Below are 14,518 nucleotides of genomic sequence, written 5' to 3' on the forward strand. Positions count from 1 at the left end.
TAGAGGTGTTCCAGATCACCGACGACGTGGATCTCCTCACCGCTGACCGCGTTGGCCACCACCACGGCGGAGCGATGCTCGTCCGGGACCCGCCCGGGCACGAACCTGCGGTACGCCACCCGTGTGCCGTCCGGCGACGGTCGTCGCCCTCAGCTCGGACGGCCGGCAGATCGAAGCCGTGACCTTCGCGACGCAGACGGCGCGCTACATCAAGGTGGTCAACACCGGTAGCGCTGACACCTGGTGGTCGATCGCAGAGTTCAACGCATACGACTGAGCACCTGAATCGCGCTCCCGAGCCCGGGTCGGCTTGCTGACCCGGGCTCGGGGTTGCGTCAAGCCTTTCGGCCCCGGGCAAAGCCCGGGACAGAGCATCTGCGCGTTGGTAGGTGAATCCGCTGGGCGTGAGTCGCAGAGACGGCCGTTCAGTCCCCGGCCCGTACCAGCCCGCTCTCGTAGGCGAAGATCACTGCGTGGATACGGTCGCGGAGGCCGAGTTTGGTCAGGACGCGGCCGAGGTGGGTCTTGACGGTCGTCTCCCCGACGAAGAGACGGTCGGCGATCTCGCCGTTGGCCAGTCCCCGGGCGACCAGGGCGAGGACCTCCCGTTCCCGCTCGGTGAGCGCGGCCAGGCGGCTGCGCTGGGCGGGCACGGACGTGGGGGATTGCAGGACGAAGCGTTCGACCAGGCGCCGGGTGAGTGAGGGCGCCACCGTGACCTCGCCCCGCAGCACCGCCCGGACGGTCACCAGGATCTCCTCGGCGGGCGCGTCCTTGACGAGGAAGCCGTTCGCGCCGGCCCGCAGGGCCGCGTAGGCGTACTCGTCGAGGTCGAAGGTGGTGACGACGAGGATCCGGGGCGCATGGGGCTGCGCGCAGAGGTGTTCGGTCGCGGCGAGCCCGTCCAGGCCGGGCATGCGTACGTCCATCAGGACGAGGTCCGGCTCCAGGGCGGCCACACCCGCGATCGCCGCGTCGCCGTCGGCGGCCTCGCCCACCACGGTGAGATCGGGCTGGCTGTCGACGACCATGCGCAGTCCCATCCGGATCAGTTCCTGGTCGTCGCAGATCAGCACCCGCGACGGTGGCGAGGTGGGGGCCGGGCCGGTCATGGGGTCGCCGGGGTGGGCTCGGGCTCGGTGGGGCGCAGGGAGGCGGTGACCCGGTAGCCCCCGTCGGGTGTGGGTCCGGCGTCGACGCTCCCGCCGTACAAGGCGGTGCGTTCGCGCATGCCGGTGAGTCCGTGACCGCGGGCGTGCAGTCGGGCGGGGCGTTCCGGGACGGCTCCCGCTCCGGCTCCTGCTCCGGCCGAGTTCTCCACCCGGACGCGGACCAGCCGTCCGGGGCCCTCGGTACCGGTGTCGACCCGTACGTGGATCGTGGCGTTCGGCGGCGCGTGCTTGACGACGTTGGTGAGCGCCTCCTGCACGATGCGGTACGTCTGCACGGTGAGATCCGCCGGAAGGCCGCCCGGCTCTCCGCGAAGGTCCAGCCGGGCGCGCGTGCCGTTCGTGTTGAGGCGTCCGACCAGCCGCCGCAGATCGGCAAAGAGGGAATCACCGGCTCTGGCCCCACCGTTGCCGGGTCCGGGGGCGCCGGACGAGGCGTCCGCGTCGGGGGTGCGCAGCACCTCGAGCAGCCGGCGCAGTTCGTCCAGGGCGTCGCGGCCGGTCGCGCTGATGACGCCGAGGGTGCGGTCGACGACCGCGGGGTCGGTGTGCCGCATCAGCCTGCCGCCCTCGGCGTTCAGCACCATCACGCTCACACTGTGTGCGAGGACGTCGTGGATCTCGCGGGCGATGCGGGCCCGCTCCTCGGCGACGGCGAACCGGGCCAGGGCGAGACGTTCCGACTCGGCGAGCGCGGCCCGCCGCTCGAACTCGGCGACATAGGCGCGCCGGGCACGGACGTACTCGCCGAACACCCAGGCCCCGGCCAGCAGGAGGCCCACGGCGAGCGGGGTGAGCCAGGCACCGCGGGCACCCGGGCCCCCGTAGTCCCGCTGCCACGCGGGAATCCACAGCAGTACACAGCCGGCGGCACAGATCACCGTGGCCGCGGCGGCCCGGCGCAGGCCGCGGACCGTGAGGGTGGCCAGGACCGCGGCCAGGGCGACGGCGCCGCGTCCCGGTTCCTGTCCCCACACCTGTCCGAGGTACTGCGCCCAGAACGCGGCCGTCACCAGGGCCGCGACGAGCACCGGCCGGCGGCGGCGCCACAGCAGGGGCAGCACCAGGGCCGCGTACACGACCGCCTGTACCCAGACCGGTCGCCAGCCCGGCTGCGGGCGGATCACCGGGGGCACGGCAACCAGCACGACCAGCAGGACGTCCGTCAGCCACGGATGTCCGCGCCGCAGGCGGGGCAGGGTCTCGATCAGCCGGTGCACCGCCTCACGCTACGGCCGGGGACCGCTCCGGGGCATCGTCCTGGCGGGCGTCACCGGGTCCTCCCGCAGTCGTACGGACACCGGCCGGGGACACGACGTGCGGCCACCCGGGGCGCTTCCAGCATGGCCGCCATGTCGATCACCACCGAGTTCCTCAGACGGCCCCTCATGACCGGCGCCGTGGCGGCCAGTTCACGACGGCTGGCGTGCGCGATGACCGAGGGCATCGGCCTGGAACAGGCCCGGACCGTTGCCGAACTCGGCCCGGGGACCGGGGTGTTCACCGACGCGATCCTCGCCCGGCTCGCCCCCGGGGCACGGCTGGTCGCCGTCGAGCTCAACCCGGTGCTCGCCGCCCGGCTGCCGGTCACCCGGCGCGACAGCCGGCTGACCGTGGTCCATGGCTCGGCCGCCGACCTGGCCGCCGCGGTGGGCGAACCGGTCGACGCGGTGGTCTCCGGACTGCCCTGGACGGTCATGCCGCAGAACCGGCGCGGGTACATCCTGGATGCCGTGACCGAAGTCCTCGCGCCCGGTGCCTGGTTCACCACCTTCGCCTACCTGCACGCGGCCTGGACCCCGCCCGCCCGTCACTTCACCGCCGAACTGGCCAACCGTTTCGACCGGTTGGAACGCTCGAAGACGGTGTGGGCGAATCTGCCACCCGCCTTCGTGCACCGGGCCACCCAGCGGCCTTGACTGGGGGGTGCGGTGATCCGCGGTTGGGCGCCTCGTCGACCTGCGGTCATGCCTCGTGCGGTTGCTCTCGCGGGCTGGGGCGGACGGTCTGATCGGCGGGCGAGGACGGTAGTCGGGACCCTGACGGGACGCAGGGAATCGGAAGTGGCTGCGGCGGTGCGATGTGGACGGCCCGCACCGAAGCGGCCCACTGCGCCTGCGGTCCGGCTTGGCCGGCAGGCATCGCCCCCAGGTGCTCAGTGCTCGCCGAAGAAGATCTCCTTGACCTCGCGCAGCGCGTAGTGGACCAGCACGTATCCTGCGGCCGGGTCGGCCCACCACAGGCCGGCCACGGAGTTCAGCAAGAGGCCGATCAGCACGGAGGCGGCCAGCAGGCCGTCGATCAGGGTGACCCGGCCCTCGGTCTTGAGTACCGGGTTGTCCAGCGCGGTGCCGGTGCGTGCCTTGCCTGCGGCAAGCGTGAACATCACCAACGCCGTCACCGCAGTCCAGCCGATGCCCAGAGGTGAGTGACGGGGCCGGAAGCCGGTGGCCAGCACCCAAGTGGACTGCACCAGCAGGTACACCGCCAGCAACGCAAAACCGACACCGATCAGTTTCAGCGCGAAGCGCCGGCGGTCCTCGCCGGTACCGGACAGTTCCCAGATCACCACGGTGGAGGCGCCGATCTCGATCAGGGAGTCCAGCCCGAACCCGGCCAGCGCCACGGATCTCGCCGCGGTCGCGGCGACGGCGAGCACCACGATGCCGATCACGTTCCAGCCGAGGGTGGTGTACTCCAGGGCACGGCCGCGGCGGACGAGCGTCCTGCGGGTGGCGTCGTCAGTGCTGGTCACCGCGGGATCCTCCCAGAACCTGGGCTGTCTCTCCACAGCGGGTTCCTGAGACGCCCCGATGCGCGCTCTGCCCCGGCGCGACGTGCTTGCCGCTCCCGCTGCTGTGTTGATGTTCGCCCTGGTCGGCTGCGGCGGCTCCGACCGGAGCCGCAGCTGACCGGGGACATCAGGCAGAAGCCCAGGGTGCGGCTGCCGTCAGTGCCCCGGCGACCCCGCCGATCATGATCTGGAGGAGGACGTCCTCGCGGACGACCCGGACCCGGCGGGCGCGCCGGCCGGTTTCGTGGAACAGATGAGTACGGAGGAAGTGGGACGCGCTACGCTCGGCGCTCCGAGCGGTGAAGAGGCGGAGCAGCGCATGATCACAGCCGCGGGGTTGGCCGGATACGCGGTCCTGGTGGGTGCCGTGGTGCCGCCCCTGCTGGCCAGGGCCCCGTGGGCGCACCGGGCCCCGGCCGTCGCTGTGCTGGCGTGGCAGGGCCTCATGGTCACGTTCGTCGTCGCCACCGCCCTTTCGGTGTACCACGCGGTGACGGCCGAACAGCATGTGCACGACGGAATGATCGGGCTGCTCACCGCATGCGGACTGCCCGCGGACGCCTCGTCGGCGGGCGGCGCGCCCCCCACCTTCGACGACGCCCTGGCGATCGCGGCACCCGTCATGGTCGTCCTGCTGCCGGTCGGATGGCTGGTCCGGTGCGCCTGGCGGGCGCGACGTGCCGGCAACCGTCAACTGGACATGCTCACTCTCGTCGGCGAACCCGCGCCCGAGTACGGCGCCACGATCGTCGACCACGGCATTCCCGCGGTGTACTGCCTGGCCGGACGCCGCGCCCGCGTGGTCGTCACCAGCGGCGCGCTGGACATCCTCACCGAGGAGCAGTTGCGCGCCGTACTGGACCACGAGCGCGCCCACATCGTGGGCAGGCATCACCTGTTGAAGATCCTGGTGGACGCGTTCTCGCGCGCGTTCCGCGGTCTGCCGCTCGCCCGGCACGCAAAAGAGCAGACGAACCTGCTGCTGGAGATGATCGCGGACGACCGCGCCCTGCGGCATCACTCCAGGGAGACGCTGGCGACGGCGATGTGCGAGGTCGCGGCGGGACGAGCGCCGACGGCGGCCCTGGGGGCGGGCGGCTCGGGAGTCCTCATCCGGCTGCGGCGCGTCCTTGCACCGCAGCCCCGGCCGCACCGCGTGGCATGGCTGGGCATCGTCGTGGCCACGGTCCTGGCTCCGCTGCTGCCCCTGACGGTGGCGTGCGTGCCCTGACTCCCAGCGGACCCGCACCATCCCCAACAGGTTGATCAAGGCGCCTTCCACAACCTGCGTTTCGCCGGGAGAGCGGCGCGACGCCGGCCCGCCGGAGCGCGCCGTGGCCGGGCCGCTGAAGACCACCGCATGGGCACGGGCGGGCTGCTCGTCCCGGCGCGCCATCGTCTCCGGCATCGTACTCATGGGTACGGCCTGCCTCCCCCCGCTCACTGACACCGGCACGGCGCCCGCGTCTCCGGCCCGGCGGCCCGGGCCGTGACACCGGCACCGTTGTCCGCGGCAGTGGTCCTGCCGGGACCGGGCACGGCGGCGGTCCACCTGTTCGAGACAGACACCGTCGTGCGGTCGGCCGAGGCCGCCCGGGGCGGCCTGGTCCTGACGGACATCCGCAGGGCAGGTCCTCGATCGCTGCCGCAACCCGTCTGATCACCGTGGACGAGGACCTGTCCAACGACGAGACCGCCGCGCGGCTCCGAGTAAAGACCTCGTCATGCGCGTCGACTTCGTCTGAACGGTCAGCTGTCTGCGAACGTACTAAGGGCATCAGTAGATAACCCGTGTGACAACAAGGGAGAACTCCGTGTCCCGGCACCGCATTGCCCTCGTCATGGCCTCGGGCGTCGCCTCGGCGTTGCTGCTCACCGCGTGTGGATCGTCCAGCGACGGCTCCACGAATACCGGCGCGGCCGCACCGGCGGCCTCCGCGCCGGCCGGTACCACGGCACCCGCCGACGGCGGCACGTCCGCCCCGAGCAGTGGCACGGGCCATATGGTCAGCACGAACATGCTGATGTCCAAGACGATGGCCGGCATGGGTGCGGTGGTCACCGACGCCGAGGGCTTCACGCTCTACCGGTACGGAAAGGACCAGGTGAACATGTCGATGTGCACCGGCAGCTGTGCGCAGACCTGGATGCCGGTCATGGCCGACGGCACCCCTCAGGGGATGGGCGTGCAGGCCAAGGTCGGCGTCGTCACCCGCGACGACGGCATGAAGCAGATCACCCTCGCCGGCTGGCCGCTGTACCGCTACATGGGCGACACCAAGGCCGGAGAGATGAACGGCCAGGGCAAGAACGGCGCGTGGTTCGCCGTGACACCGGCGGGCAAGGAGATGGCCGCCTCGGGGTGACGGGTGCTGCGTGCCCTGCGGAGGCCCGTCTTCGGCCGATGACGTGTGCGCAGCTCGCTTAGTAGAGCCATATACCCCTGGTGGGTATAGTGGGTGGGTCGTGTCAGACAGAACGGGGCGCGGAAAGCGATGACGACAGCCACAGAGCGGCAGGCCGGACCCCGAGGCAGCGCAGCGCGCTGCGCGCGGGCCGTGGTCGTCGCGCTGCTCGCCGCACTCGCTGTCCTCGTCCACCACGACACGACGTCGGCTGTCACGCCCGCCCACTCCATGAGCGCGATGGCCGGCATGGATCACACCTCGGCCGCCATGACCCCGAGGCCCGCCCCGGTCGCGCACGGCGCGGTCCTGAAGACCGCGTACACGGCGACGGGCGATGACGGCGGCGCCTGCTCGGGTCCCGGCATGCAGCACTGCGCGGCTGGAAACGTAGGCACGGCGAAACTCCTGCCGCCGCCCGCCGCTGCCACCGTCGTCCGGTCGGATGCCTTCCGTTCCACGCCCGCCCAGCGTGATCCGACCGGGACGTCGTACCGAGCGCCCCCCGATCTCTTTGTCCTCTCCCGGCTGCTGATCTAGGCCGGATCCCGCGAGCCGCCGCCGCGTCCCCCTGGTACGCGAGCGGTGCTGCCCGCACGCGGTCCGGCCGACGGCACATCGAGTAGAGGACTCCCCACGTGAACGACATGAACAGCATCAACCGCCGCTCCGTCCTGCTGGCCGGGCTCGGCGTCGCGGGCGCGGGCGCGCTCGCCGCGTGCAGCAGCGGCTCCGGCAGCTCCACCCCCTCCCTGGTCGGCCCCGATGACGCGGCGGTCGCCGCCGTCGAGAAGAAGCGCAAGACCACCGGCAGGACGCAGCAGGTGACCCTGACCGCCGCGCGCGCCATGCTCGATCTCGGCGGCGGGGTCACGGCGGCCAGCTGGGCCTTCGGCGGCCGGACCCCCGGCAAGGAACTGCGGCTGTCCGTGGGTGACACGCTCGCCGCCGAACTCTCCAACCAGCTGCCGGACCAGACCACCACCTCCATCCACTGGCACGGGATAGCCCTGCGCGCCGACATGGACGGCGTACCCCCGGCCACCCAGGCCGCCGTACGCGCCGGCAGCAACTTCACCTACCGCTTCGTCGCCGACGCCCCAGGCACCTACTTCTTCCACCCGCACGTCGGCGTTCAGCTCGACCGGGGTCTCTACGCCCCGCTCGTCGTGGAAGACCCCAGGGAACCGCTCCAGTACGACGACGAGTGGGTCGTCATCCTCGACGACTGGGTCGACGGTGTCACCGGCACCCCCGACGAGGTCTACGCCGAGGTCAAGCAGGGCATGGGGGGCATGGGGGGCATGGACATGGGCGGAGCCGGCGCCGGCCCCAGCGACTCCTCCAGCGACGACATGGGGGGCATGGGCGGGATGGACATGAGCAACATGGGCACGGACAGCGGGAGTCCGGACGCGAGCGCCTCGCCGTCCGGCTCCGGCGGCATGTCGATGAAGTTCATGCTCATGGGGGCTCGGAGCAAGCTGCTCGGTGGCGACGCGGGCGACGTGAAGTACCCGTACCACCTGGTCAACGGACGTGTCCCGGCCGACCCGGAGGTGTACACCGGCAAGCCGGGCGAGCGCGTGCGGCTGCGGATCATCAACGCGGGCGGCGACACGGCCTACCGGGTGGCGCTCGGCGGGCACAGGCTGACCATCACCCACACCGACGGATACCCCGTTCAGCACCAGCGGGTCGACGCCCTGCTCGTCGGCATGGGAGAGCGGTACGACGTCCTGGTCACCCTCGCGGACGGCGTCTTCCCGCTGGTCGCCCTCGCCGAGGGGAAGGATGCCAACGGTATGGCGCTGGTCCGAACCGGTTCCGGCAGCGCACCGATGCCGACCGTCCGCCCGAAGGAACTCGACGGCCTGATCATGACCGCCGCGCGGCTGAAGGCGGCGGACGACGTCCGGCCGGCGACGAAGAGGGCCGACCGGGTGCACCGTATCGAACTGACCGGCGGCATGGGCGAGTACAACTGGGGCATCAACGGCAAGCGGTTCGACATGAGCAACCCGACCGCGAACCCGATCCTGGTCGAGCAGGGCGAGCGGGTCCGCCTGGACTTCGTGAACAGGACGACGATGTGGCATCCGATGCACCTGCACGGCCACACCTACCAGCTCGGCAGCGACGGCCCGCGCAAGGACACCACCATCGTGCTGCCGAAGAAGACGGTGTCCGTCCACTTCGACGCCGACAACCCTGGCCAGTGGATGCTGCACTGCCACAACGCCTACCACGGTGAGGCCGGCATGATGGCGTTGGTGGCCTACCAGGCCTGACGAACCTTCATCGAGAACTTCGCGTCCGGATCGGGCGGAGTCTCGGAGAGGACGTCCGCCCTGCGCCCGCCGACGTCAGGAGCGAGCGGCGGGCCAGGGCGACGTACTTTCCCGTGAAGTCGTCGGTGATCTGCCCGAACTCGGCCTCGCTCAACGGTGGAGCGGCGAACTCGGCAGGATGGCGACCCTGTCCTCCAGCGGCGCCAGTCACGTGTCGGCGCGTCTTCCCGCGTTGCGCAGGGCTTTGCGGAGCGCGCTGATCTCGGCGGAGGACATCTGGTCCACGAAGTGGGTCAGCGCCACAGGGCGGTCCTCGCTGGCGCTCAGGGCGTCCTCCATGAGGGCGGCCGCGTACTCCTCGCGAGTGCGCACCGGTTCGTACAGCCAGGCCCGGCCGTCCTTCTGCTCGCGTACCAGCCAGCCCTTGCTGTGGAGGATGTTGGCCACCGTCATCACGGTGGTGTAGGCGACGGGCCGGGTCCGGTTGATGTCGTCGACGATCTCGCGCACGGTCGCCGGGCGCCTCCACCTCCACAGACGGTCCATGATCTCCGCCTCCAGATCACCCAGCCGTCGCATGCCCAGCGTCCCCTCCTGCACCGCGGTAACAGGAGTCATCGTAAAGGGTGCAGTACGGCCGGTGGGGTGACCCGATCGCGGACGAGCCCGACGCGGCCGCCGCGAGCCTGGCCTGGCGACGGGATGACGTGCTGTCGCCGGCCGTCGCCCCGAGACGACGAGTCTCCCCCACCCCACCACTCGCTAGGCGAGGAGAAACCTTCTGAGCTGCGGCTCTGTCGTTCCCTCGCTCCGAGGGGCGAGGTCTACCCGGCGTCGCCGAAGCCGGCGATCGACAGTTGGGCGCCGCCGACCAGGTAGTGGCCGAGGGCAATGCCTGTCGTCGGCACGATGGCCGCCGGGATGGCGCCGGTGCCGGTCCAGCGGACCTGTAGGTGCTTGGCCGGTTCGGCGTTGACCGGCTCGCCGGTCCACTCGTGGGTGGCGAAGACGACGGTGAGGAAGCCGCACGGCGCCTCGACGCCCCAGGCGCCGTGGATGAGGTGGGCGACGCGCAGTGACCTCGGATCGACGACCAGCCCGGTCTCCTCCCGTAGTTCACGCACGGCCGTTTCGGTGATGGGCTCGCCGGGGTCGCTCTTGCCGGCCGGAAGGTCCCACAGACCGTTCCCGTACTTGGCGCCCGGGCCGCGCTGCAGGAGGACGACCCGGTCGTTCTCCGTGTCGTGGACGATGACGGCGGCCGCCAGGAGGGTCATCGACTCCACCGCGGGCCGCAGGGCCGGTGGCCTGCCGCCGGTGCGCCGGTCCGTCACGGGTTTCCCTTCGTAGATGGGCTCGTTCGGCATGCTAGGGGAGGGTCGTCCGGCCACGGTGCGGAATCGGTCCCGACGGCCTGCGGACGCCGTCGGTCGCTACACCGAAATGCGGATTGACACGCACAAACCACCGTCCTTGAGTGGACGCCAGGCAGAACCGCAGGGGGAGACGTCATGCCTGGTCACAGCAACTCATCCGCGCCGCAACCGTCGCTGCAACCACCACTGCCCGGAATCCCGAACGACCGGCTCTGCAATGAGTTACTGGGGGCGAGCGACGCCGCCGCCGACACCGGCGACCTGGCGACCGCCGCCGCCCATGCCCGTACCGCGGCGATGCTGGCCGCCTCCGCAGGGCTGGCGTCCCACCTGCGGGCCGCCCAACTGCGCCAGGGACGCCTGGCCCTGCTGGCCGGGGACCGTGAGGCCGCCGCCGACTGGTTCCGGCAGGCCGGGGCGCCGGACGCGGACCGGACCCCACCGGACGGCGCGGCCCGAGCCGACCCCGGCGCCCGGCTGTGGGGGCGGCTGCGCCACACCTGGCGTGCCCCGGAACCGCAACGGTCTCCCGACCCGGCCCAGCCTGCCGCGCACCTTGCGCCGCAGCTGGCGATCGCCCTGCTCGGCTCGCTCAACGTCAGCGTCGACGGCGTCCCCGCCGAGGGCTGGAACGGCCACCGCACCCGCTCGCTGCTCGCCTTCCTGGCCACCCACCGCGACCCCTGGCCGCACCGGGAGGCCCTGATGGACACCTTCTGGCCGGACTCCGCCCCCGAGGCCGCCCGCAACAGCCTCGGTGTCGCACTGCACCAACTGCGCCAGACCCTGCGCACCGCCACCGGCGACCCCGTGGTCGTCTTCAGCTGCGGCACGTACCGGCTCTGCCCGGGCCTCGGCCTGTGGCTGGACTGCGACGAGTTCGACCTGCGGCTGCGCACCGCCCGGGACGCGGAGGACCGCGGCGACAAGACCGACGCGGTGACGGACTACGAGCAGGCGCTCGCCCTCTACCGGGGCGAGTTCCTCGCCGAATCCCCGTACGAGGAGTGGAGCGCCCTCTACCGGGAGCGGCTGCGCCTGGCCCACCTCGACGCCCTCGCCCGGCTCAGCGAACTGCACTTCGTCACCGGACGTTACGTCCCCTGCGCCGAGCTCTGCCGCCGGCTGGTCGAGCTGGACCCGTGCCGGGAGAGCGCCCACCGCCGCCTGATGCGCTGCCTGAGCCGGATCGGCCAACCCCACCTGGCCATCCTCCAGTTCCGCTCCTGCGCCAAGGCCCTGCAGGCCGAACTCGGCATATCGCCACAGCGCGAGACGGCGGCACTCCACGACCGGCTGCGCGCCGACCTTCCGGTGTGAGCGTCGCTTAACGCGTGGCTCAACGCGCCGGTCCGCGCGATTAAGCGGTGCCCGGCGGGGCCGTTAAGCGGCGTCCGGCATAACCGGTGCCATGGCCGGCGGCACTCCGCCACCGAGCCGACCGCTCACGTCTCAGGGGGAGACCAGCATGACCGGACAGCCCGAACCCGGCAGCAACATCGCATTCGTGATCGACGCCACAGCCGTCCACGTGACGGACAACGACGGCATCCCGTCCAAGTACGTGCTCGACGCCGACAAGCAGATCAGGATGAACCTGGTCTTCGAGATCGACGGCCTCGTGATCCCGTCGATGGACGGCCAGAAGTACCGGGTGACCTACGCCTTGGCCCCGCTGACCGACACCCCGCCGTACAAGGCGGTGCACGAAGGCAACCTGAGGACAGCCCTGCCGTCGCCCACGAAGGTCTACAAGGAGGCCGACACCGAGGTGAAGATCCCGGCCGGCGCCGTCAAGCCAGGGCTCTACCAGCTGTCGGCGTTCGTCCAGTTCCCCAAGAACCCCGGCATCGCCGCGTTCACCACGCTCCCGGTGATCGAGGTCATCGAAGAGCAGCCGTGACCGAGGAGCTGACCCGCATCGACGGCGTCGGCGCGTCCACCGCGCGCAGACTGGCCGCCGCCGGAATACGTACCTGCGCCGAACTCTCCGCCGCATCCACGGACGAGGTGCTGGCCGCCGTGCACGGCCTGCACGGCATGTCCGTGAGCAGGGCCGAGCGGTGGCGCAAGGACGCGGCGGAACTCGCTGCGGCGGAACCCGGGCCGGAGCCGGAGCCGGCCGACGAGGAGGGGTACGAGAGCTTCGTCCTGCGGGTCCGGCTCGACCGGGGCCGGGTCCGCGCGACGGAGATCCGCAGAGTGCGCACCGGGGAGAGCCGGCACTGGCCCGAGTGGGACGCCGAGGCGCTGCTGGCCTGCGTCCTGGGCCGGCCGGCCCCGTCGGAGGCCGACGCACAACCGGAGCCGGAGCCGCAGGCAGCGGCGGCCGACGAGCCCGAGGATCGTTCCGTACCGCCGACCGTCATCCTGGCCCAGCCCCGGCTGTCGGTCGGCGACGGCGGCACCGTGCGGGCGTGGGTGCCGTTCGTCATGGACGTCACGCTCGAACTGCCGCCGTCCGGTGACCCGGAGCAGCGTTTCGCGTACTACGCGGCCGCCACCGAGATCCTGACCGACGCCGGACGGCGGATGCTGGCCGACGGCGGGGGCGTGGTGGTCGCCGGACACCCCGTCATCCGGCTGCCGTTGCCCGGCCTGCCGCCCGGCACCCACAGCCTGGGCATCGCGGTCAGCCTGCGCGAACCCGGCGGGCTCCACCCGAGCGCGCTGGCGGCCACCGTGGACGGGCTCGTGCTCAGCCTGTGACGGTGACGGGCACCGGACCACGCCTCACGCGGCGGAGCCCGAGTCCGGGCCCGCCTCGTCGTCCCAGGCGATGCCGATCTCCCGCAGCCAGCGGCTGTCCTCCGGTCCCGGCCCGGAAGGCATGGCCAACGGCTGCGGGACGGTCGGCGTGGCGGGCATTTCGGTTCGTACGATCGACAGGCCGCCCTTCCCTCCCGCATGGGTGACGGTCTCGTCGCCGCGCTCCAGCACCACCAGCTCGTATTGGGGCGGCCACCGCATCAGTATCCGGCGCCGGCAATTCGGGCAGAACCATTCCTCGGCGCCCGATGCCAACGTGTTGACCAACTGCATTTCATGGGTCGCGCTCATGGCGTCCCTCCGTACCGGCGCGGAACAGGGGAGTCGGATCGGGAACCGGATCGGCCGCGGGGTGGAGCGGCCGTACGCCCGTATGTGCTTCATGCCCACTGCGCGCTGATCGCCAATCAGCTTTCGGCGGATCGCCGGGGCTCGGGCAGGCTCGCCCGAGCCCCGGCGGCGTCCCACGCAGCGGACTGTGCGCATCCGAGAGGGGCTACTGAGTGAGCCCGAGTTCGCCGGACTTCTCGAGAAGGGGACGCGGGGTGTCGGACGGGCGGTCCTCCGGGGCGGGCCCGGCGTCGGCCGGGCGGAGGTCCGTGGCGAGGCCGGGGGCGGACGGCTCCTCGGAGGCCGTCACGGCTTCCGCGGCCGTCACGGTTTCGGTGGCCGGCACGGCTTCCGCGGCCTCCGCGGGCGCTGCGGTCGCCCCCTGCCTGCGGGTCATCCCCACACCCACCAGTACCACCGCCATCCCCAGCACCACCCGGATGCTCAGGTCCTCGCCCAGAACGACGGCCCCCAGCAGTACGGACACCACCGGCAGCAGGTAGCCGACCACGGCGGCGTTGGTCGCGCCCTCGTCGTTGATGATCCGGTAGGTGAGGTGGAAGGTGGTCGCGGTGCAGAACACGCTGAGGACGACGGCCGCGACGAGGACCGTCGGGCCGGGGTCGATCGCGTCCAGGCCGCCGATCGGCACCGCGAGGGCGGTCAGCCCGCTCGCGGCGACGAGCTGGGCGGCGGAGAGCGAGATCGTGGGCGTGCCCCTGCGGACCAGGGTGCGGCCCATGTACGTGAACGCGACGGCGTAGCTGGCGGCGGCGCCCAGGATCGCGAGGGCGCCCCAGCCGGTGGCGCCGGTCGTCCGCCAGGGGGCGAAGATGACGATCGTGCCGGTGAAGCCGAGCAGCAGCCCCGCCAGCCGTACGGGCCGCAGCCCGCGCTCCGAGCCGAGGGCGAGACCGAGGATGATCGACCAGAGCGGGGTCGTGGCGTTCAGGACGCCCGCGAGCCCGGAGTCGACGGTCTGCTGGCCCACGCTGAACAACGCGAACGGCAGGGCGTTGCAGAAGAAGGCCGCGACGACGATGTGCCGCCAGACGGCGACGCCCGTCGGCAGCCGGTGCCCCGTCGCGTAGCAGGCGACGACGAGGACGAGCGCGCCGAGGGCACAGCGCGCGAACGTGACCTGGAGCGGGGAGAGCCCGCGCAGCGCCAGCTCGATCCAGAGGAAGGTCGAGCCCCACAGCAGGGCCAGCACGGCCACCCGCAGGCCGCCCCACAGGGCCCGCGTACCGCTGTTGTCGGTCATGGCGTTTCCCCATTCTCGTCTTCTCGTCTGGTGGTCGTGTCGTCCTCGCCCCACGACTCCTTCGACTCCGACGGTGCCTCAGCCGAGCTTTGAGCACAAGCAAACGCTTCTACCCATACT

At 71.7% G+C, this 14,518-nt stretch carries 16 protein-coding genes; 9 read left to right on the top strand and 7 right to left on the bottom strand.

What is annotated here, in order from left to right; all coding sequences use genetic code 11:
• The first annotated feature begins 121 nt into the window (after positions 1-121).
• Positions 122-277, top strand: a complete 156-nt coding sequence (locus tag ACFY6U_RS35940) for a hypothetical protein (protein ID WP_390045053.1) — start codon at positions 122-124, stop codon at positions 275-277.
• A 148-nt stretch (positions 278-425) separates the two neighbouring features.
• On the opposite strand, the gene ACFY6U_RS35945 is transcribed toward ACFY6U_RS35940, so the two are convergent.
• Together ACFY6U_RS35945 and ACFY6U_RS35950 are read right to left on the bottom strand one after the other, a co-directional pair.
• Positions 426-1,112, bottom strand: a complete 687-nt coding sequence (locus tag ACFY6U_RS35945) for a response regulator (RefSeq protein ID WP_390045055.1) — start codon at positions 1,110-1,112, stop codon at positions 426-428.
• The gene (locus tag ACFY6U_RS35950; RefSeq protein ID WP_390045056.1) at positions 1,109-2,389 is read right to left on the bottom strand and encodes a sensor histidine kinase; all 1,281 of its coding nucleotides are present in this window, start codon (positions 2,387-2,389) and stop codon (positions 1,109-1,111) included. Before ACFY6U_RS35950 ends, ACFY6U_RS35945 begins: the two co-directional genes overlap by 4 nt.
• 132 nt (positions 2,390-2,521) lie before the next feature.
• On the opposite strand from ACFY6U_RS35950, the gene ACFY6U_RS35955 reads away from it, so the two are divergent.
• The gene (locus ACFY6U_RS35955; protein ID WP_390045057.1) at positions 2,522-3,088 is read left to right on the top strand and encodes a class I SAM-dependent methyltransferase; all 567 of its coding nucleotides are present in this window, start codon (positions 2,522-2,524) and stop codon (positions 3,086-3,088) included.
• A 236-nt stretch (positions 3,089-3,324) separates the two neighbouring features.
• Here ACFY6U_RS35955 and ACFY6U_RS35960 read toward each other — a convergent pair whose 3' ends face one another.
• Positions 3,325-3,924, bottom strand: a complete 600-nt coding sequence (locus ACFY6U_RS35960; RefSeq protein WP_390045059.1) for a cation transporter — start codon at positions 3,922-3,924, stop codon at positions 3,325-3,327.
• Positions 3,925-4,282: 358 nt separating this feature from the next.
• Here ACFY6U_RS35960 and ACFY6U_RS35965 point away from each other — a divergent pair, with 358 nt between their 5' ends.
• The 4 genes from ACFY6U_RS35965 (at position 4,283) to ACFY6U_RS35980 (ending at position 8,659) form a co-directional block, all read left to right on the top strand.
• Positions 4,283-5,194 (top strand): M56 family metallopeptidase, encoded by a 912-nt coding sequence (locus ACFY6U_RS35965; protein ID WP_390045061.1) that lies wholly within the window; start codon positions 4,283-4,285, stop codon positions 5,192-5,194.
• Positions 5,195-5,777: 583 nt separating this feature from the next.
• A complete protein-coding gene (locus tag ACFY6U_RS35970; RefSeq protein WP_390045063.1) occupies positions 5,778-6,329 on the top strand; it encodes a hypothetical protein in 552 nt (183 codons plus the stop codon).
• Between the two features lie 129 nt (positions 6,330-6,458).
• The gene (locus ACFY6U_RS35975; protein ID WP_390045065.1) at positions 6,459-6,908 is read left to right on the top strand and encodes a hypothetical protein; all 450 of its coding nucleotides are present in this window, start codon (positions 6,459-6,461) and stop codon (positions 6,906-6,908) included.
• A gap of 107 nt (positions 6,909-7,015) precedes the next feature.
• Complete coding sequence (locus tag ACFY6U_RS35980; RefSeq protein WP_390045476.1) at positions 7,016-8,659, top strand: multicopper oxidase family protein; 1,644 nt, start codon at positions 7,016-7,018, stop codon at positions 8,657-8,659.
• Positions 8,660-8,866: 207 nt separating this feature from the next.
• On the opposite strand, the gene ACFY6U_RS35985 is transcribed toward ACFY6U_RS35980, so the two are convergent.
• Both ACFY6U_RS35985 and ACFY6U_RS35990 read right to left on the bottom strand, forming a co-directional pair.
• Positions 8,867-9,238: a BlaI/MecI/CopY family transcriptional regulator gene (locus tag ACFY6U_RS35985; RefSeq protein WP_390045067.1), complete on the bottom strand. Its 372-nt coding sequence runs from the start codon at positions 9,236-9,238 to the stop codon at positions 8,867-8,869.
• A gap of 245 nt (positions 9,239-9,483) precedes the next feature.
• Positions 9,484-10,026, bottom strand: a complete 543-nt coding sequence (locus ACFY6U_RS35990; protein ID WP_390045069.1) for an NUDIX domain-containing protein — start codon at positions 10,024-10,026, stop codon at positions 9,484-9,486.
• A gap of 144 nt (positions 10,027-10,170) precedes the next feature.
• Here ACFY6U_RS35990 and ACFY6U_RS35995 point away from each other — a divergent pair, with 144 nt between their 5' ends.
• The 3 genes from ACFY6U_RS35995 to ACFY6U_RS36005 all read left to right on the top strand — a co-directional run bounded on the left by ACFY6U_RS35995 (position 10,171) and on the right by ACFY6U_RS36005 (position 12,744).
• The gene (locus ACFY6U_RS35995) at positions 10,171-11,355 is read left to right on the top strand and encodes a BTAD domain-containing putative transcriptional regulator (RefSeq protein ID WP_390045071.1); all 1,185 of its coding nucleotides are present in this window, start codon (positions 10,171-10,173) and stop codon (positions 11,353-11,355) included.
• A 148-nt stretch (positions 11,356-11,503) separates the two neighbouring features.
• Positions 11,504-11,938, top strand: a complete 435-nt coding sequence (locus tag ACFY6U_RS36000) for a hypothetical protein (protein WP_390045073.1) — start codon at positions 11,504-11,506, stop codon at positions 11,936-11,938.
• Positions 11,935-12,744 carry a helix-hairpin-helix domain-containing protein gene (locus ACFY6U_RS36005; protein ID WP_390045075.1) on the top strand — a complete coding sequence of 270 codons (810 nt, stop codon included), beginning with the start codon at positions 11,935-11,937 and terminating at the stop codon, positions 12,742-12,744. Before ACFY6U_RS36000 ends, ACFY6U_RS36005 begins: the two co-directional genes overlap by 4 nt.
• Before the next feature lie 24 nt (positions 12,745-12,768).
• Here ACFY6U_RS36005 and ACFY6U_RS36010 read toward each other — a convergent pair whose 3' ends face one another.
• On the bottom strand, positions 12,769-13,095 hold the full coding sequence (locus ACFY6U_RS36010) for a hypothetical protein (protein ID WP_390045077.1): 327 nt from the start codon (positions 13,093-13,095) through the stop codon (positions 12,769-12,771).
• A gap of 205 nt (positions 13,096-13,300) precedes the next feature.
• Entirely contained in the window at positions 13,301-14,398 is a 1,098-nt protein-coding gene (locus tag ACFY6U_RS36015) for a DMT family transporter (protein ID WP_390045079.1), read from the bottom strand.
• Between the last annotated feature and the right edge of the window lie 120 nt (positions 14,399-14,518).

This window comes from Streptomyces sp. NPDC013157 (assembly GCF_042899865.1).
Taxonomy (GTDB): Bacteria; Actinomycetota; Actinomycetes; order Streptomycetales; family Streptomycetaceae; genus Streptomyces.

Excerpts from the sequence above, each read along its gene's own strand:
- ACFY6U_RS35945 (WP_390045055.1), bottom strand. The coding sequence starts at position 1,112 with ATGACCGGCCCGGCCCCCACCTCGCCACCGTCGCGGGTGCTGATCTGC.
- ACFY6U_RS35955 (WP_390045057.1), top strand. The coding sequence starts at position 2,522 with ATGTCGATCACCACCGAGTTCCTCAGACGGCCCCTCATGACCGGCGCC.
- ACFY6U_RS35965 (WP_390045061.1), top strand. The coding sequence starts at position 4,283 with ATGATCACAGCCGCGGGGTTGGCCGGATACGCGGTCCTGGTGGGTGCC.
- ACFY6U_RS35975 (WP_390045065.1), top strand. The coding sequence starts at position 6,459 with ATGACGACAGCCACAGAGCGGCAGGCCGGACCCCGAGGCAGCGCAGCG.
- ACFY6U_RS35980 (WP_390045476.1), top strand. The coding sequence starts at position 7,016 with ATGAACAGCATCAACCGCCGCTCCGTCCTGCTGGCCGGGCTCGGCGTC.
- ACFY6U_RS35985 (WP_390045067.1), bottom strand. The coding sequence starts at position 9,238 with ATGCGACGGCTGGGTGATCTGGAGGCGGAGATCATGGACCGTCTGTGG.
- ACFY6U_RS35990 (WP_390045069.1), bottom strand. The coding sequence starts at position 10,026 with ATGCCGAACGAGCCCATCTACGAAGGGAAACCCGTGACGGACCGGCGC.
- ACFY6U_RS35995 (WP_390045071.1), top strand. The coding sequence starts at position 10,171 with ATGCCTGGTCACAGCAACTCATCCGCGCCGCAACCGTCGCTGCAACCA.
- ACFY6U_RS36000 (WP_390045073.1), top strand. The coding sequence starts at position 11,504 with ATGACCGGACAGCCCGAACCCGGCAGCAACATCGCATTCGTGATCGAC.
- ACFY6U_RS36010 (WP_390045077.1), bottom strand. The coding sequence starts at position 13,095 with ATGAGCGCGACCCATGAAATGCAGTTGGTCAACACGTTGGCATCGGGC.
- ACFY6U_RS36015 (WP_390045079.1), bottom strand. The coding sequence starts at position 14,398 with ATGACCGACAACAGCGGTACGCGGGCCCTGTGGGGCGGCCTGCGGGTG.